We start from the raw sequence: 18,502 nt of genomic DNA, 5'->3' as shown, positions 1-18,502 counted from the left end.
ACGTCGTGTCTTGCGCTGAATGTCGCGGACGACCTTCTCCGCGCTTTGTCCCTTTCCCATCGGATTCTCCTTCCGTTTGGGCCGGGAGTGTCTCTTATTTCATCGACCTATTTGGTCCAACCGTCTCTGAACCCGAACAGGGCCGCCCTCGGTCGTGGTCAGGCCAAATGACTCACCTGACGACGATGCGGGCTCCCGGTGCCCGAGTTGCACCCGTCCATGAGGCAGAAAGAGGCGCACGCATACGTCCGATAAGGCGCCGTTAGGTCGGATTGGAGCCAAAAAGGGGCTTCATGTCGGCTATCCGCACCCAAGATCAAGAACGGACGCCAGGCCTCGCCGCCGGCGTGCGTGGACTGCACATGGATTAGGTGGACTCATTGACAGTGTTGCGGGCCGCGAGCAAGTTCTTTCCCAATAGGAGGGCGTGCAACATGAATATCCGCTGGCTGTGGATCCTAGTTGGCATAGGTAGCTCGGTTCTTCTTTCTTCCGGAGCAAGAGCGCAGGAGCGCTCCCCGGTTCAGTACACCCGGGATGGGTCGTCGGCCCTGGTGCAGAAGACCGTGGAAGGGAACGAGTGGACGATCACCTACGAGATCGCCACGGGGCATGTCACAGGAAATGTGCGAGGCAATGACTTCTCGGCATTCGTCGAGTGCGACCGGCTGCGAGTCGATCGCGAGGAGGGGCTTGAAGAGTTCGAGTGCCATTGGGCGGAGGGCTGTAGGCAGGCCCCCTGTGTGGAGGATCCTTGGCAACCCGTCGGAGAGGTTCAGCTCCCTCTCTCGTTCTTTTTTCCGCCCGAGCCCGAGCCGGGCGACGAGCCGTTGGGCGGCTGTTGTGATTTTGGCCCGGGCGGTCCTTGCTTCCCGATCGACTTCTCCCCGTCGGGTTGCATTGGCGCGGGAGGGACTGCGCGCGGCGGCACGTGCACCGTGCTTGGCCCCATGGAGGATTGCCCTCCGGGTCTCGAATCGGAGTTTTGCTTCGTGGGCGAATGCCGGTAGTCTGAGTCCGTCCGGTGGGCGCCCAAGCGCGGCGCCCGACGGACGAGAAGATCGATCGTGGTGCGCGTCGCTCGTTGACTGGACGTGGGAGACCTTGCCGCCCACCTGGCTAGCGGGGTGAAGGCTGCAACCGTCCACCGCGCTATTGCATTGCCCCTGGGGAGGGCGGATGTCGAGGGTTCGAAGGAGCTTGGGCCCCAGAAGGACTTTGGTTTCGGTTGCCACCAGGAAACGCCTCGGCTGGCATCCTTCATCTGCATACACTGCCGTGGTAAATACCGCACTGAACTGAAGGGAGAGTCGCCCTTCCACGAAATCAAAGGAACTTGATTATGCTCAAGCTTGAGTCACTCGGTATCTTCGCTGCATCACTCCTACTTTCCGTCATTTCGATCTCGCCTGCGTTGGCGAATCCAGGAGTAGCGGTTTTCGACAGCACCATCACCCTCGAGGAGGTGCAGGAGGCACAGCGCGGCTGGTGCGCGGGGCTGCTTGCAATCAACGCGGCGTATCAAGAGGGTGGCTTCAAGGCCGCGAAGGCGAAAGCCGAGGCGGTCATTGACGCCGCATACGCGTATGAGTTCGGGCCCGTGGCGTTCAAACCCACGTATGCCATCGGCAAAAACACGTTCCGGCAAGATCGCGCCGGGGCGCTCGCGTATTTCGTCGGGCCTGACCCCTCCGTCGAACAATTCGGCAAGGATCAGGGATTCGCCACCTATCGCCACTGGAAAAGCTGCGAGATCGTCGACGATGTCGTTCAGTTGTTCGGCGATACCGCCAATACCATGGGTTTCGTGAAACTGGTCGATAGTGAAGGCGGAGTCGCCAGGCCCGAAAAGACCTGGACTTTCTGGAAGCCGAAGACGGGAAGCATCCGCATCGTTCTCCATCACTCGTCAGCTCCGTTTGATACGAACTGACCGCACGTCATTGCGGGCCCGAACTGGAGAGGGGGCCCTCCCCGCATGAGGGAGGCCCTCCGTCTCTCGGAGCGAGCGCATGGGGGCGAGACTTTCTTCGTCGATGCCTCGGCAGTTCGGATGGCGGTCACGCGCCAGTCAGAGCCGATCTAAGCGCGCCGTGCGCGACGCGTTTAAAAAGTCGAGTCCAATCGTGCCGATGAATCGTAGGGGATACCCAGGCTACACGGTCGCCGTGTTCGCCGATGAAGCGTAGTATTCGGAGTCGGAGAGATTCGTCGCGTTCAGCTGCGCGCGGAACAAAAGACGATCGGTGATTGGACGCTGGTACGAGAGCGCCGTGTCGAACCGTACATACCCGGGCAACCGGGAGGTGTTCTCGGCGTTTCCGGGCCGCGGACTCTTCGGCGAGCGTGCCCCTCGATTCATCGTCGAACGAGATGCCGCGGCGCTCGAGTAGGCGCAGCACGCGTCTGCGGATCTGTACGAGCAGCCGACCGACGTCTTCGTTTCTTGGCGGCGGAGCGGGATGGAGCTGCCCGCCCATGAGCAGAAGGAGGCGCACCCAAACGTCTGATAAGGCGCCGTTATGTCGGCTTGGGGCCAAAAAGGGGCTTCATGTCGGCTATCCGCTACCGGCCCTCGGGCGACTCCCAGTCCACCTCGATGACGATCGGCTGGAAGATGCCCGGCGTGCTCGTCCCCCGTCGAACCTCCGACACCCCTTCCCCGTCCACCACGAGCACGAACGCCGCGGCGTCATCGACCCCGTCGCACGTCTTCGGGTAATCGACTCCGACTCGATATCGCCCCGCGCCCGCATCCGGGAACACGACCGTCTCGACGCGAGGCTCCGGATCCCCACACCGCACGTCGCCTACGAGACTCCCGCCGGACCGACTCGGAGAGTTCGCGAAGTAGACTGTCTCCTGCGCCGGGTCCGTCACGAAGAGGTCGAGATCGGCTCGCGCTCCGAAGACGAGTCGTACCCGCAACTCTCCGGGGCGGGGCTCATCGGCAGCGAGTCCTGCCAGCAACGAATCCGCTTCCGCGGAACGAGCCGCCTCGTCGTCCTTCCGAACCCCCGAGGCGCACGACGAGGCGAGCACCCCGACGAGGGCCACTAGGGCGAGCAAGCCCTCAGGAAAGCGCATCCGGATCCAGGCGAATCACCTTCGGCTGCGCATCCTCGATCTGCCAGGTCGGCAGATTCGAATTCGACGTCCAGACGCGCCCCTGGTCATCGAAGTCGATCTCCCGTGTATACGTCACCTGCGTCGGCAGCGGGAACACCGTGAACTTCTCCTGCACCGGGTCGAAGCGGATCAGCGTATCGCTGTTGGTTCCACAAACCCACACGCTCCCGTCCGCCTTGTTCACGTTCAAAGCATACGGCGTCTCGCTGCCGATGGGTTCGATGGGAAGCGGCCACGACTTGAACTCTCGCGTCTCCGGATCGAACCGTGCGAGTGCGCCGGCCGAGAACGCCGGGATCCACAGCTTGCCATCCGCGTCGAAGCGCAGGCGTCGTGGCCCGGTGAACGGAGTCTCGACGATCTCCACATCGAACGAATCTGGATCAATTCGACCGATACGGTGGGCGTTCAGTTGGCTGAACCAAATGGCGCCGTTCGGCGCGACGTCGATGCCGTACGGAACCGGAGCGGCCATTCCCTCACTCGCGGAGCCCGCGTCCGTCAAGTCGATGCGGTCTGCGAGCCAGAGAAACGCCGGCATGAGCCGCGAGGCGATCGCCTGACCCCACGTCGGAGCCGGGAGCTGAATCGAGTGATGTTCGTCGGTCGCCGGGTCGTACATCCCGACGTGATTCGAGGCGGCCATCGTGTACCAGACGCGACCTCGGCCATCGAAGCGAAGCGTGTGCGGATAGTAGCCGGACTCGAGTGGATGGATCGACCACTCCTCCGTTACCGGGTCGAACCGTGCGAGCCGGTTTCCAAGCGCCAGCGTCATCCAGATCGCCCCGTCGGGTGCGACCTGCAGCGAGTGCGGCCCCACGTGGGCGTTCGCGTTCGGAACCGACGGGTTCAAGCCCGCGAAGATGCCACCCAATGGCAGTTCGCCGCGCGGTACCTGAAAACTCTTCCGGTCGCCGTCCGCCACGCGCGGGTCGAGGCGGTACAATTGGTCCTGCGTCATATCGACCGAGTACACGCGACCGTCGGGGTGCACGACAAGGTCGTGCTGCATCGACGCTTCGTGACCGAGCACCCATTCCTCGACCGCCGACTGCCGTACGATCGCGGAGGGAGGCGGCGCGAAGTCCGGCGCGCCCATGTTCGCCGTGAGAGCCGCGACGGCACGGGTCGGTTCGTATGCCTTGGTAAAGAGCGAGGGCACCTGCTCACGCAGCTCGGGCGAGAGGCCCGCGCCCATTCGCGACATGAGGGCGAGGATCTTCTGCCACTCCTCTTCCGTGCGCGTCGCGCGCGTCGCGAGACTGCCTTGCTGGTGACAGTAGGTGCACTGCCGCACGAACTCCTCGCGATGCTCCTCGTCCTCGATCTCCTCGAGAAACAATGCGAACCAACGATTCGAAGGCAGCTGCGAAGCGACCATCGCCGGATTCGTCTCCGGCTCCATCACGAGCTCCATCGGCGAAGCGCTCGCATCGTGCGGCATCTGGCTCGCGTCGAGATCCAAATCCTTCCAACCGATACGACGGGCGCGCAGTCGATCTGGACTCTCTTCGAGAGATGGCGTTCGGAACCGACCATCGTCGTCGCTGAACACCGTCGTTACGTGCGACGGCGCACCGTACGACAGCGACACCATTGCACCCGCGACCGGTTCGCCGGTCGTATCGGTCACTCGGCCGCGCACCGGGGCGGCGGCGACATTTGTCGCGAGAGCCAACAAACCCAGCACCGAGGCCAGGATCTTCATGCTCATGAGGCACTCCTATCGCAGGCCATAAGGGCCGTCGACCGTCAATTCTCCAGGGAACGTCGCTGCCGCTCGCCCATGATCCGGGAGACTCGGCCCACCGTCACGGGGATCAGACGCTTCATGTAGTACATGATCCACGCCTCCGGAGAGACCGGCGTCACACCGCGATTTCGATCGACCGCCTTCAAGATATTCTTGGCAACGCGGGCCGGCGTGTAGTTCCGTTTAGCGTACGCCCCGACGAGCTGCTCGCGCATCTCCGTCGTGTCGAACGCGCCACGGAAGCGGGACGTCTTCGTGATCTGCGTGTCGATGATGCCAGGGCAAATCGTCGAGACGCCGATCCCCGATCGATGCAGCTCTTCGCGCAGCGCCTCCGAGAGACCGAGCACTCCGAACTTCGTGGTCGAATAGGCGCACAATGCTTCGCTTGCGAAGAACCCAGCCGACGAAGAGACGTTCACCACGTGCCCACCCGCGCCGCGTGCGACCATCTTTGGCACGAAGAAGTGGCAGCCGTGCACCACGCCCTTCAGGTTAATGCCGAGGATCCAATCCCAATCATCGAGAGAGGTGTCGGCAAAGCCGCCACCGAGACCGACGCCTGCGTTGTTCACCAGAAGGTCGACCGCCTCGATACGCTCGTGCACGGCATTGGCGAACGCACTCATCTGCTCGCGGTCGGCGACGTCCACGCGCATCGCGAAGACCTCGCGACCCATCTCTCGAAGGCTCGCTTCCGTCTCGGCGAGCCCCTTCTCGTCGACGTCGCAAAGAACGAGATCCGCTCCGTGCGTTCCGAGAAGAAGGGCAGTCTCCTTGCCGATGCCACTGCCGGCACCGGTCACCAGAGCGGTCTTGCCGCGCAGGTTTCTCGTATCCATGAATGAACAGCTACGGCGGGACGCAAGGCGGCGCAAGACTCTTCTTCGAGCCGGTGCGGTGGCTGCAGAACTAGCGCCGAACCGGCGCGGGACAGCAGTCCACCGCGCAGACGTCTGGCCCCGGGCCGAAGCGGCCGAGGCTCTCCCGCGTCGCCCCGGAAAGTCGCTCCAGTACGAGCTTCCGGATCATCCCCAGGAACTGCGGATCCACGCCGACGGTCGACGCACGAACCATGTTGAGGCCCAGTTCCTCGCAGGCCGACGCCGCTTCGTCATCGAGATCGTGCACGACCTCCATGTGATCTGATAGGAACCCGACGGGCATCACCACCACATCGCGCGCGCCGTTGCCGTGTAGATTGCGCAGATGATCAACGATGTCCGGCTCGAGCCACGGCACCTGCGGCGGTCCGCTTCGGCTCTGGTAGACGAGCGACCAACGCCCGGCATCGACGCCCACCCGGTCCGCGATCAGCTGCGACGCTTCGGTCAGCTGCTCCACGTAGTCCGACGTCTCGCTCATCGACTTCGGAATGCTGTGCGCCGTGAAGGCTATCCGCAACTGCTCGCGCCGCGCCTCCGGGACTCGCTCGATCGCACCTGCGACCGACTTCACACTCGCGCCGATGAAGTCCGGATGGTTGTAGAACACGCGGAGCTTGTCGATCTCCGGCGCACCGTCACCCGCCTCGCCTCGCGCGCGCTCGATGTCCTCACGATACTGCCGGCAACTCGAGTAGGAACTCGTCGACGACAGAACGAACGCGAGTGCGCGCTGGATCCCATCCTCCTTCATCTCGGCGACCGTGTCGGCGAGCATCGGCTTCCAGTTCCGGTTTCCCCAGTAGACGGGAAGCTCGATGCCGTGCTCGCGGAACTCGGCCTTCATCGCGTCGAGTAGCGAACGGCATTGCGCGTTGATCGGGCTCACGCCGCCACGCTTCAGGTAGTGCTCGGAGACCTCGAGCATCCGCTCGCGCGGAACGTTCCGCCCACGCAGGACGTTCTCGAGGAACGGCATGACTTCGTCCGGCCCTTCGGGGCCGCCGAACGACACGAGGAGAATCGCGTCATAGCCTGCTGAGGAAGAGCTCACAGGACGAAGAGCCTCAGGGCAGGTGCCACTGCGAGAAGAAGTCCCAGATCAGATCCTGCGACGTGATATCGTCGCGCGCCGCGCATCCCGGGGAGAGCTGCGGATCGGCATCGGAGAACGAGCAGTGACCGCCGTCGTCGACGATGCAATGGGTGACGACCGCGCCGTCTTTGCAATCGTCATGCGTCGTGCACGTCACGCCGCCGACCTGGTGCGTGATCGTCGTCGAGTCGCTGCACTTGTTCACGTCGATCCACGAGTCGACACTTTGTTGGCGTGAGGCGAGCGAGTCTTCACGCCCGCTCAGCTGCAAGACCGGCACACCACGACCATCCTCGCAGACGAGTTCCTGCGAAAGACTACCTACCACCGGAGCGATTGCCGCGAGGCGCCCGGGGAACTCGCACGCAATTCGGTGCGAGAGGTAGCCGCCGTTGCTCATGCCGGTGGCATAGACCCGGCGCTCGTCGATGCAGAGCTGTGCTTGGGTGTGACGGACGAGCGCGTCGATAAATCCGACGTCGTCCACGCCCTCGGTGCTGGCCGGCGAGCAGCAACGATCGCCCCCGTTCCAGGACGCAAGGCCCCCGGTTCCGTCCGGCTGCAACACGATGAACCCGGCTTCTTCGGACTTCACGTTCTGGCGGGACTCACTAGTCCAGATGCCGTGCAGCTGCCCGCCGAGCACCAACGGATGTAGGTTCAAGAGAAGGGGCGTCGCCGTGTTGTCATCGTAGATCGCCGGGACGTGCACCTCATAGGTACGCTCGAGCCCGCCGTAGTCGAACGTGAACGCGTGGGTACCAGCCTCTAGAGAGCCGAGGCCACAACCCGAAGAAGCTCGAGGCGCACCATTGTTTTCCTCCGTCGCCGTCGTCGCACCACTGCCGCACGCCACGAGAAGGAGCGCAAACACGGGAAGCAAGTTCTTCATAGTCCAATACCTATCATACGCTTCCGAAACGGCTCGACTTATTGGCCCAACTGACACGCGGACGGCCAACCAGCGCCGTCCCACACCAGGCGGCGAATGTTGAGCGTCGGCTCGTAGTCCCGATCGGCGTCGTACGCGTGGTGCACGAGCCAGTCGTAGCCGTCCTCGGAGTACACGTCGGCGTGGCCGGTACCGATCAGGTTGCCTTCGCGCTCGATGAGGACCGTGCCGCCCTCTTCCAGTAGCGAGACGCCATCGCGGTCGACGTAGGGCCCCGCGAGATTCTTCGAGCGGCCGACGAGGATCTTGTACTTCGTGTCCTCGCCCTGGCAGCAGCTGTTGTGGGAGAGGAACAGGTAGTAGTAGCCATCGCGCTTGATGACGTAGGGCGCCTCGATGATCGGATCTTCTTGCAGGAGGTCGCGCGCCGCTAGGATCACGAAATCGCGCGGGTGCTGCGTCGGCCGCAGAGTGTCCTGGTCGATCTCGACCAGGAAGAGGCCACCGAGCGTCGAGCCGAACAAGAGCGAAGCCGTGCCGTCGTCATCGACGAACAGATGCGGATCGATCGCGTTGTACCAAACGTCGTCGACGCCGCAGATGAGGTCGAGGTTCTCGAACAGCGGCGTCGAACGCAGGACGAGCCCACTGTCGATCCACTCGTATTGCGGGTCGGCCGGGTCGAGAGTGACGTTCGTCGCGTAAGCCATACCGGCGTTGCACGTACCTCCGATGTGGCTCTGGTAGTACATGACCCAACGGCCACGGAAGAACGTGATGTCGGGCGCACCGATGTGATCGGGGTTCGGCAACTCTTCGGTCACCCATGGCGGAAACTGGTCGAACACCTGCCCCGCACGCGTCCACTTCTTCATGTCGGGCGACGTGTAGAACGAGGCGAGCGGACTCGACGAGTAGATGTAGTAGGTGCCATCCTCCTTCGCGATCGCAGGATCGTGGATGGGCGTAACCTCGCTCGACGTGTCGACGATGTTGCCGGAGCACGGAGGCTCGGGAGCGACCGTCGGATCTGTCCCGGTGTCACCGCACGAGAGCAGCAGTGACATCGACGAGGCGACGCCAACACCCCGCAGAATTCGAGAGAGACGCGGAACCGGTTTTTCGAGAACAGTGGCCGTCACGCCTTCTTATTACCGCCTTGCCGAGTCGACCGACAGCCCCCTTAAGTGGACCCCCTACGTCACCCCGCAGACGCCGCAGCACAGCCGCGGCCCCCCTACGGGACCGGGAGCGCCCAAGGATCCTGGAGCCGGATCGACTTCCAAGTAGTTCCAGGGCGTGACGAAGGGTCAGCCACCGCGCTGAGTCGCCCGCTCGACGCCGTCACGCCCGGCACTTATCCTACCGCAGATGCGCCGCATTCTCGTCTGGCTGGTCGCCGCCGCTTCGCTATTCGTAGGACCCAACGCCCATGCAGCGAGCCACATTCTCGGCCCGCCAACCGACGACGGGCCCGTCATCGTCAACGTCGGGTTCTACTTGAGCGACATCTCCGACGTCGACGAAGAGCAGGAGACGATTCAGTTCGAAGGCATCGTGACGATGCGCTGGAAGGATCCGCGGCAGGCGTTCGATTCGGACGAGACCGGCTACCGCGAGAAGTTCTACCAGGGCAATTACCAGTTCTTCGAGGTTTTCGACGGCTGGTGGCCGCAACTGATCCTCGCGAATGAAGCCGGCAGATACGAGCGGCAAGGACTCATGCTTCGGATCGAGGACGACGGGAGCATGACCTACGTCGAGGAGATCGACGCCATCGCCGAGGCGCGCATGGATCTGCGTCGCCTCCCGTTCGACGACCAAGACCTCTACGCCCGCTTCGAAGTGCTCGGCTTTGACTCGAGTATGGTGGTGCTTCGCGAGGATCCATCGACGACCGGAAAGTGGGAAGACGACGACCACTGGATCCACGTTCCGCAGTGGAGGCCGCCCGTCGTCAGCGCCGCCGTCGATGCATACCTTCCGGCCTACGGCGGAAATACCAAAGCGCCCACGTCGGTCTACATTTTCAACATCGAAATGCACCGGAACCCCGGATACTTGATGCGCCTGGTGCTCTTCCCGCTGACGATGCTGGTGGTGCTGTCCTGGTCCGTGTTCTGGATGAGCCGCTCGACGCTGGGCGACCGGATGGACATCTCGTTCATCGGCATCCTGACCATCGTCGCCTACCAGATCACGATCAGCGGGCTCATGCCGAAGATCTCGTACGCGACGATCCTCAGCACGTACCTGCTCATCAGTTTCATCACGATCTGCGCGAGTGTGATCGTAAACCTCGCGGTCGGATGGATCGACCAGCTGGGGGACTACGCGCTCGGCGATCGAGTGGACCTTCACTGCCGGTGGATCTTTCCGCTGGGTTACGTGTCGGCGATCGCTGTGACGTCGACCTGGATGTACTGGACGACTTGATCGCCAGACGCCCATGCCCTTGATCCGCACGCGACACTGATCACAGAATCCGACCGTGTCTACGCTTGACTACCGCAGCCGGCCGGCTCGCCGCGTTCGCAGGCGAGACGTGGACGAGTTCTGCCGAGTCGAATGGCCGGAGCGTCTGCGGGAAACCGGATCTATTGCTGCGAAGGGCGCGCTGCGCATGGGGGTTCCTCCACTGACTCTCGCAGTTGACGGAACCTCGTGGACCTTCGTTCCCGAAGCGGGGACGATCCGCGCCATCCGAGATCAGCCCGGAGCGGATCTCTCCGCACGACTAGATGCGGCCGCGTTCTCCGAACTCATCGACGATCACAGGTCCACGCTCGGGCTCTCCGTAGCGGGCCGCATCGAACTCACCGGCGGGGACGGTGGAGACCTTATCAATTGGGACGTCGTCCTTAGGGCGGCACTCGACGGCCAGGCGGTGTTCGAACCGGGATCGATCGCGTTGCAGAGCCGCGAGGGCGCGTTGCTCGATCTCACCCGCCGCTTCCAACGCGACACGGACCCTTCGGAGCTCCGCGCCTTCCTCCAGCCCGCCGGCTTTCTCTGCATCGAATCCGTCTTCACCGGGGACGAAATGCAGCGCGTCTCGGACGACCTGGACTCCGCCGCCCACGCGGCGACCCCCGACGACGGCACGTCGTGGTGGGTCCGCACGAAAGCCGGAACGCGACGGCCGTCGCGTATCCTCAACTTCCTCCGACAGTCGACGCACCTCCAAGCGTTGGTGAAGGACGGGCGCTTTCTCGGACTTGGTGCGATTCCCGGGCACGGCCACGTTCATTCCGACTCGTTCGGAGAGCACTTCGCCGAGCCGTCGGCCGAGGGCTTGGTGAAGCCCGTGGGCGTGACCGAAGGAATCTCTGACCTCGGCTGGCACAAGGACTGCGCGCGCGGCGGCCATTCGCGCTTCTGCTGCGGCCTCACAATTGGGATCGCCGTCACCGATGCCGACGAGGACAGCGGCGAGCTGCGCGTGGTGGCCGGCTCGCATCGGACGAACCTTCCGGCCGCCGGCCTCGCGGAAGACGTCGACCTTCCGGTCGTCGCAATCCCTACGAGGGCCGGGGACGTGACGATTCACTGTTCGTGTACGCTGCACGAGGCGCGGCCACCGCGAACAAAAGAGCGGAAAGTAGTGTACACGGGCTTCGGCCTTCCACCCAAGTTCGAGGATGATGAGCCAACGGACATCGGTGCGCTCGCGAGGGACCGCGCGAACATCGGGAAGATGGGCTGAGACGTCTACCGCATCGCCGCGATCAGTCCACCGTCGATCCGCAGATCACACCCGGTAACGAAGCTCGCCGCGTCCGAACACAGGAACGCCACCGCCTGAGCGATGTCGTCAGCCGTTCCCGGCAGCCGGGACTGACCGTCTGCGGCGCGACGCACGAGCGGCGTCATCTCGATCAGCGGCTCCTTCTCCGGCGACCCGATCAACTCGAGGCGACCCATTGACGTGTCCATGAGCCCCGGCGAGATCGAAACGATGCGCAAGCCGCATTCCCCCCACGGCGCCGCGAGTCGTTCGCAGAGTCGAATGACTCCGCGCTTCGCGTAGAGGTAGCTGATCCCGGAACTCGGCTCGGTACCTCCGAGAGCGGTGAGCAAGCGCCCCGAGAGATCCGGAGCGAGGGGGTCGTCCAGGGCACCGTCGACGACAGGATCGTCGGTTCCCATGTGCCCGGCAATCGATGCGAAGCACACGGCCGCACCTCCCCGCCGCATCAACGACGCGAATCGATCCAGCAGGAGGGCGGTGCTCGCGAGATCCACTTCGAGGACTTCGCGCCAATCCGCCATCGCGGGCGAGAGCCCCGCCGTGTGGACCAGCCAACGAATCCCGCCGCGGGCACGCACCGAATCGACGAGAGCGTCGACATCCGAAGCGCGAGAGAGATCGCACGCGACGACCGCGGGCGCGGCACCGACATCAACGGACAGCGACGCGGCGACCCTCTCCAGCCCAGCGGAGTCGCGATCCGTGAGGACGAGATCCGCACGCGGCGCGAGCACGGCCGCGCACGCCACCCCCATCCCACCCGCCGCACCCGTAATGAGCGCGACGTCTCGCTGCGCCGATGAATCCACGACCTCGCTCTACCGTGCGGGACGGGGAGATCAAAATCGGCGCACCGCGCTCACCCCTTCTTCGGCAGCCACGGCACCAACGCCGACGTCCGCGACGCGTACACATCGTACCCCGGTCGCCGAGCCCGGCTTCGGTTCTCCATCATCGGCACGCTTGCGAACACGAACATCGCGATCATCGCGAGCGGCCCGATGCTCGTCCACCACACCTCGGGCGCGGCCGAGACGCTGAAGAGCCACAGGGACACCCAGAACAGGATCTCGCCGAAGTAGTTCGGGTGCCGCGAGTAGCGCCACGCGCCGGCTTCCATGTTCGCGCCAGGTACACCTGCGCGGATGAATTTCCGCATCTGCTGGTCGGCCACGAACTGCAGAAGCACCGCGGAAATCCCGATCGCTAGGGCAACTCCGTCCAACACCGAGAAGCTGCTGCTCCCCATCGTCATCGCCGGGTACAGCGCGAGACAGCCAAGGATCACCTGCACCGCAGGAGCGAGTTCGACGAGGAGCAACTGGACCGCCCAACGTGGTAGCGGCGTCTTCTCGTACAGCTCGAGGTAGCGGAAGTCCTCGTAGTGCAGGCCCGCGAAGCTTCGTGCCCAGTTCGAGGTGAGTCGGATCGCCCAGACCCACACGACTACCAAGACCGCGATCTGGCGCGGGGTCGTCGTTGCGAAGGACGAGTCCGAGACCAGAAACACGGCGACTGCCGGCGGAAGCACGCTCCAGTACGCGTCGAAGACCGAGCCGTTGTTCACCGCCAAGGTGGCAAACCAACAGATGAGCGCGGCAACCAGTAACCCCAGAACGATCGCCACAACGGGCGACGCCGCGAACATGCCGAACATCCACCACACCGCGGCAAGAACGACGACGTACACGAAGCCGATGTAGACAAACGAAGCGGCGCGGCTCTCGGTGAAGCGGGGGCGCGAGACGGGTTCCGACATTCCGCTCGTGTTTGATATCGCCAGACCGCGACCGTCAACCCGCGGCACGGGTGACAGAAGCCGTCCGGCGGTCCACTACGCCTGGTGCCGCAGCACCCCGCCGTTTCGAATGCCCGTGTGCTCGCCGTTCTCCACGCTGACCTGGCCGTTCACCAGCGTCGCCTTGTATCCGCGCGCGCGCTGAATGAACCGCGGCGCGCCGCCCGGGAAGTCGTTCACGACCTCCGGCTGGCACTCTGCGACCGTCGCGGGATCGAGCACGTTCACGTCCGCCTTCATCCCGGCCTTCAGAAGACCGCGGTCCGACAGGCCGAGAATTCGGGCCGGGCCAGACGTCATTCGGCGAATCGCTTCGCCCATGGTGAACAAGCCCTCGGCGCGAACCCAGTGCGATAGCACGAAACTCGCCCAGCCGGCGTCCATGATCTGCGACACATGCGCGCCCGCATCCCCGAGGATCGGGAACATATGCGGGCTCTGCAGAAGCTCTTTCAGCGCATCGATGTTCTGGTTGAACATGCGGAACGTAAACAGCGCCTTGCCGTTGCTTTCGCTCGACAGGCGGAGCCACGTCTCGATCCAATGCTCCCCGGCGGCTTCCGCCATCGCTTCCAGATGCTTCTCGTCCGCCGACGTGTAGGACGGCGACTCTTCGGCCCCCATCCAGAACATCTGGTTCGGCGGGACAGCCTTCGAGGGGTCCTTCTTTACGCGCTCGACCAGGCGCGCAGCGAACTCGGGATCGCGGATCGCCCCGAGGCGACCTTCGAAGCCCATCCGGCGCAGCTCGCCCCAGCAATTACCCCGCGCGGGCAACAGACCCTGGAGGCCAAATACAAAACCGGAACCGCGCGGCTGCGTCACCGCGGAGATGTCGAGGCCGCCCGCACACAAGCCGGCGAGATACTCGGAGTGCTTGCGGCCCGACTCCGGATCCATCGTGGCGCCGAAGCTGAACAGCACCCGGCCCCCACCCGTCGTCGCGAGATCGCGCAGCAGCTGCGTCGTGAACTCGAACTCCGTGAAGTCGAGAACGTTCTGCATCAGTGCGCGTCGCGGGCCCACGACTTTTGCGATCTCGAGCAGCTCCGTGGCATCGGCGTACGTTCCCGGAATCGATCGGCCATCGGGCAGAACATGCGGCGGGAAGCGGTTGGTCGAGAAACCCACCGCGCCGGCGTCGATCGACTTCGCCACGATCTCGGCCATCTGCTTCTTCTCGGCTTCGGTCGCCTGTTCTTCGACCGCTCGCTCGCCCATGACGTAGAAGCGAACGGCACAATGGCCCACGAGTCCGGCCACGTTGAGACCGGGGTTGAGGCGCTCGATCGCGTCGAGATAGCTGCCGTAATCTTCCCAATCCCACGGGAGGCCGTTCAGAATCGCGTCCTTCGGGATGTCCTCGACCGTCTCCATCATACCCGCGAGGAGTTCCCGGTCGGTCGGCTTGCAGGGCGCGAACGTCACGCCACAGTTTCCCATCATGACCGTCGTCACGCCGTGCCAACTCACCGGCGTGCAATGGGGATCCCAACCGATCTGCGCATCCAGATGCGTGTGAATGTCGACGAAGCCGGGTGTGACGACGTGACCGTCCGCATCGATCTCGCGGCGGCCTCTCTCGTCGACGTTGCCGACGGCCGTGATGATGCCGTCGTCGATAGCAAGGTCGCCGGCGACGGGATCTGCGCCCGTGCCGTCCACGATCTGTCCGCCACGAATTACGATGTCATGTGCCATTCAGATCGACGATTCAGTCCACGAAGAACATGAACTCGTTGCTCTGAAGTCCACCCGGGTTCTGCACCTGAACGAGATGCAGCCCCGGCTCCGACAGATGCTCATCGACATGCACCCGAATCGTCTCGTTCGAGCAATTCGGGAGCTGTGAGAAGCCCGTGCAGGCCACGCGGCCGGCGACTTTCCGCCCATCGATGAACACCGCCGCTCCGGGCGCGATGTGTCGCCCGAAGAGAGGCATCGGGTTGTCGCCCGGAAGACGCGGCAACCAGTGCTTGCCCCCGCGGGTCGAGTCGCTACGCGACCACAGCTCCGGCTGCGGCTGGTCGACCGTCACGTTCGGGCCGATGCGGCCCGTGAGCGTGAGGACCAGGCTGCCCGCGGCCGCTTCCGCGAGCAGATCGTCTCGGGTACTCGAGCCGTCTCCGTTGCGGTCCGCGTATGCACCGCCTTCGAACGAGACCGCGACTTGCATCGCGCCACCGTCGCCGAACCGCACCCCCTCACCCCGCAGGAGGATGGCGCCGTCCGACGCCGCGGTCTCCAGAGCCGACAGAACCAGCGACGTCTGACTGCTCCGCGCCGAGTCCTCGTTGAGCGTAACCTGGCGGCCGAACGAGCCCGGCGTGCCCATGCTCGCCTCGAGGAACATCTGCCATACGCCGAACGGACCGAAGCCGCCGCTGTTGCGGTTGATTGCCGGAGAGGTGGGCGTCCCGAACGTCAGCGCCCACATCGACAGTTCGTCGTAGCCCTTGTCGAAGTCCCAGGGCACCTCGTTCGTCGCCTCGGTCGAGAGCGCCGAGACCAGTTCGTAGATGTTCGACCGACCCTGCGGCAACGTCAGCCAACGATCGGGAAGTCCGCGGAAAGAAGGGGCGTCCATGCCGGAGCCGGGGATGTTCGTACCCGTCCAGAACGGCATCTTGTGGCAGCCCGTCACGCCGCAGGTACTGCGTCCCTCGTTTACGAAGAAATTATCGAAGCCCGCCATGCCGAGATCGGTGAGCTGGTCGTCGATCGGACGCTCGCGAGCGGGCACCGGCGGAACGCTCAGCAGGAATACGGCCATCGCATCCCGCTCTTCGCCGCTGAGTCGACCCGCCTTGCCATCCGCGTTGTTCGGGCAGTTCGTCTGGTCACACATTGTCGAACGAAGCGCACCTTCCAGGAGATGAAGCGCACAGCTCTCCTGCGTCGTGCAGTTCGCCGGCACGTCGCCGCGCGGGAACTGGCCGTTCCGTCCGCCGAACGGATCGCCCTGGACGCCGTCCCAATGGAAGGGCGCCGTATCGCGGAGTCCGCGAATCGGCATCGTGCTGCGCGGCGGGATCTGCGTACAGCCCTCGATCTCACAGGCAGGTCCACCGAGAACCCACAGAAGCTGATCCGTATGCCCGTCGGGGTGACAGCTCTCACACGAGAACGTCTCGGTGCTCGACTGGTTTGCGTTGTTGAAGGCGAAGCGTCCGAGCTTCACGACCGGGTGGGTTGGATCCTCGAGCGCAATCGTCCGCTCTACTTTCGGCTGCGTGCGCGCCGAGACGTCGACCTCGGAGACGGAGTTCGCCACCGCGTTCAGAACCCACGCGGTCTGCGCCGCACCGCTCCCCGACGACTGGAGCGCGACCCCGCGCGGAACCCAGCCAACGTCGGCGCGGCCGAGAACAGCACCGCTCGACGCATCCATCGTAAAGATCTTGGCCGACCCGGCGGCGGTAACGACAAGAGTCGCGTCGTCGTCACTGATCTCGATGCCGAAGGGGGTCGCGAGCGCCATTCCCGGGGCCGGGTTGTCCGGCAACAGGGGCTCGAGCTCGAAGACCGACGGCATTCCGCAGGTATCCGCGGTGCAGTCGACCGTCCCGATCTGGTTCAGGAAGGCACGATTCTCGAGATCGACGAGCTCGTGCTTGAGCGTTCCCGCGCGACCGTTCGCGTCGTTCCGCGCCTCTGTCTGGGCGATGAAGACTCGCCCTTCCGAGTCGACGCTGAGCCCGTAGAGCAAGGTGCCGACCGACGAGACGATGTCGACCACCGAATCATCGGAGGTATCGAACACGAAGAGATCGCGATCGGGCGTGTTCGGATCTCGAACGATGTCTGCATCGTAGAACTGCGAGAGGACGTTGTTGACGACGACAACGTGCGTCAGGAGGTCGAAAGTACACTGGTCGCCGTCGATATTATCCTCGCCGAGGCAACCCGCGAGCTCGGTCTGATTGCCGGACTCGAAGGGAACCACATAGAGCCGCCCACCGCGCACTACCATCGCCCGCGGGTCCTGCGCACCGATCTCGAGGTGCCCGGTCACGCTCTTACCGGCCACGTCGACGATCGCGATTCGATTGACGGACGAAAGCGAAACGTACGCCTTCGTATTGCTTGCGAAGGCGATCCCGACTGGCTCGTCAAAGCGAGTAGAGCGCGTCGCCATGTCGTACGCCTGCACGGTCGCCACGACTTGATCGTAGGTCGCACTGCCGGAGTCGGAGTCGATGACGCTCACCGAATCGGAAACGTGGTTGGCGACCCAGACTTCCTTTCCATCGGGACGAACCGCGAGACCCACCGGATCGATGCCGACGTCGATCCGCGTAACGATGCTGCCGCTCGCCGTATCGATCACGTCGACCGTGTCGGCCGGCGTGTTCGCGACATAGACACGCGAGCCGTCCGGAAGCAGGACGATCGGCTGCGCCTGGGGACTCGAGAAGCTCGGATGACCGATGCCGCTCGTATTCTGCGGGCCCGGGTTCTCCGGCCGGGTCGGTCGAACCGGGCGGATCGCTCGTGGGCCGCCGCCGCTCGGCGTCGTGTTCTTTACGACGGGCCGCGGGATGGCGATACGTTTCGCCTCCGCGGGGGCCTCGGCCGCGACGACCGCCACAACGGTGAACAGAACGATCGAGATCCTCGCCATCGAGCGCACATTCATTGGTTTCGAAGCTCCTCTGTTCATCCGCGAAGCGACGGGCCCGGGCGGGCCACACGCGGGATTCTGTGAGGTGAGACTGCAATTGGAGGGGCCGGGATGTCAACGTCTTCCGGCCCTTCCCGGCCTGAGTGGTTCGATCCAGAGTCTCAACTAGTCTAAGCCGGCCATGACCGCCTCCCCGACTCTTCCGGTCGTGGACCTCGGAACCGATCTCGTGAGCGCCGAGGTCTCGTGGAGACGGGCTTTTTCCATCTTCGCGACCACCAGGTCCCCTCCGAACTCCTGCGGACGATGGGCGCCGAGCCCTCGGCCGCGGAACGCGCGGCGGCACCAGAATACTACGATCACCCGGAGGCCCCTCCGTTGTTCGCCGAAGGGCGGCTCCCGAACGACGCGTTCGCCCAGGTGTGGCGCGACTACTTCGCTCACATGCAGCCGCTCTCCCGACGACTCATGGATGCCGTACTCGCGACACTCGGGCGCGCGCCCTCACGCGATGCGCCGACACCCACAACGAGGCTACACTCCTAGAGTGGGCGGAGTCGTGCACCGGCCCG

Annotated in this window: 16 protein-coding genes; 5 read left to right on the top strand and 11 right to left on the bottom strand. The window is 64.2% G+C overall.

What is annotated here, in order from left to right:
* The first annotated feature begins 554 nt into the window (after positions 1–554).
* The gene (locus P8R42_20095; GenBank protein MDG2306900.1) at positions 555–1,010 is read left to right on the top strand and encodes a hypothetical protein; all 456 of its coding nucleotides are present in this window, start codon (positions 555–557) and stop codon (positions 1,008–1,010) included.
* Positions 1,011–1,342: 332 nt separating this feature from the next.
* Entirely contained in the window at positions 1,343–1,933 is a 591-nt protein-coding gene (locus P8R42_20090) for a hypothetical protein (protein MDG2306899.1), read from the top strand.
* A gap of 222 nt (positions 1,934–2,155) precedes the next feature.
* Here the strand turns inward: P8R42_20090 and P8R42_20085 are convergent, their stop codons facing one another.
* The 7 genes from P8R42_20085 to P8R42_20055 form a co-directional block, all read right to left on the bottom strand.
* Complete coding sequence (locus tag P8R42_20085; GenBank protein ID MDG2306898.1) at positions 2,156–2,299, bottom strand: hypothetical protein; 144 nt, start codon at positions 2,297–2,299, stop codon at positions 2,156–2,158.
* Between the two features lie 266 nt (positions 2,300–2,565).
* Positions 2,566–3,087: a hypothetical protein gene (locus P8R42_20080; GenBank protein MDG2306897.1), complete on the bottom strand. Its 522-nt coding sequence runs from the start codon at positions 3,085–3,087 to the stop codon at positions 2,566–2,568.
* Entirely contained in the window at positions 3,074–4,846 is a 1,773-nt protein-coding gene (locus P8R42_20075; protein ID MDG2306896.1) for a carboxypeptidase regulatory-like domain-containing protein, read from the bottom strand. Before P8R42_20075 ends, P8R42_20080 begins: the two co-directional genes overlap by 14 nt.
* Positions 4,847–4,884: 38 nt before the next feature.
* Positions 4,885–5,727 (bottom strand): SDR family NAD(P)-dependent oxidoreductase, encoded by an 843-nt coding sequence (locus tag P8R42_20070; GenBank protein ID MDG2306895.1) that lies wholly within the window; start codon positions 5,725–5,727, stop codon positions 4,885–4,887.
* A gap of 70 nt (positions 5,728–5,797) precedes the next feature.
* Positions 5,798–6,823, bottom strand: coding sequence for a ferrochelatase (locus P8R42_20065; protein MDG2306894.1), 1,026 nt, complete (start codon positions 6,821–6,823; stop codon positions 5,798–5,800).
* A 13-nt stretch (positions 6,824–6,836) separates the two neighbouring features.
* Positions 6,837–7,757, bottom strand: coding sequence for a PHB depolymerase family esterase (locus P8R42_20060; protein ID MDG2306893.1), 921 nt, complete (start codon positions 7,755–7,757; stop codon positions 6,837–6,839).
* Between the two features lie 38 nt (positions 7,758–7,795).
* The gene (locus P8R42_20055) at positions 7,796–8,899 is read right to left on the bottom strand and encodes an arabinan endo-1,5-alpha-L-arabinosidase (GenBank protein MDG2306892.1); all 1,104 of its coding nucleotides are present in this window, start codon (positions 8,897–8,899) and stop codon (positions 7,796–7,798) included.
* A gap of 229 nt (positions 8,900–9,128) precedes the next feature.
* Between P8R42_20055 and P8R42_20050 the strand changes: the two genes are divergently transcribed.
* Positions 9,129–10,193, top strand: a complete 1,065-nt coding sequence (locus P8R42_20050) for a hypothetical protein (protein ID MDG2306891.1) — start codon at positions 9,129–9,131, stop codon at positions 10,191–10,193.
* Between the two features lie 55 nt (positions 10,194–10,248).
* The gene (locus P8R42_20045) at positions 10,249–11,463 is read left to right on the top strand and encodes a phytanoyl-CoA dioxygenase family protein (GenBank protein MDG2306890.1); all 1,215 of its coding nucleotides are present in this window, start codon (positions 10,249–10,251) and stop codon (positions 11,461–11,463) included.
* Positions 11,464–11,468: 5 nt separating this feature from the next.
* Here the strand turns inward: P8R42_20045 and P8R42_20040 are convergent, their stop codons facing one another.
* The 4 genes from P8R42_20040 to P8R42_20025 all read right to left on the bottom strand — a co-directional run bounded on the left by P8R42_20040 (position 11,469) and on the right by P8R42_20025 (position 17,930).
* Positions 11,469–12,317, bottom strand: a complete 849-nt coding sequence (locus tag P8R42_20040) for an SDR family oxidoreductase (protein MDG2306889.1) — start codon at positions 12,315–12,317, stop codon at positions 11,469–11,471.
* Between the two features lie 50 nt (positions 12,318–12,367).
* On the bottom strand, positions 12,368–13,267 hold the full coding sequence (locus P8R42_20035; protein ID MDG2306888.1) for a DUF1295 domain-containing protein: 900 nt from the start codon (positions 13,265–13,267) through the stop codon (positions 12,368–12,370).
* A gap of 75 nt (positions 13,268–13,342) precedes the next feature.
* Entirely contained in the window at positions 13,343–15,007 is a 1,665-nt protein-coding gene (locus P8R42_20030; protein MDG2306887.1) for an amidohydrolase family protein, read from the bottom strand.
* 13 nt (positions 15,008–15,020) lie between these two features.
* Positions 15,021–17,930 carry a hypothetical protein gene (locus P8R42_20025; GenBank protein MDG2306886.1) on the bottom strand — a complete coding sequence of 970 codons (2,910 nt, stop codon included), beginning with the start codon at positions 17,928–17,930 and terminating at the stop codon, positions 15,021–15,023.
* Between the two features lie 246 nt (positions 17,931–18,176).
* Here P8R42_20025 and P8R42_20020 point away from each other — a divergent pair, with 246 nt between their 5' ends.
* Positions 18,177–18,476: a hypothetical protein gene (locus P8R42_20020; protein MDG2306885.1), complete on the top strand. Its 300-nt coding sequence runs from the start codon at positions 18,177–18,179 to the stop codon at positions 18,474–18,476.
* The last annotated feature ends 26 nt before the right edge of the window (positions 18,477–18,502 follow it).

It is taken from the genome of Candidatus Binatia bacterium (assembly GCA_029243485.1).
Classification (GTDB): Bacteria; Desulfobacterota; Binatia; order UBA12015; family UBA12015; genus VGTG01.
This window is presented reverse-complemented; position numbering and strand designations above follow the sequence as displayed.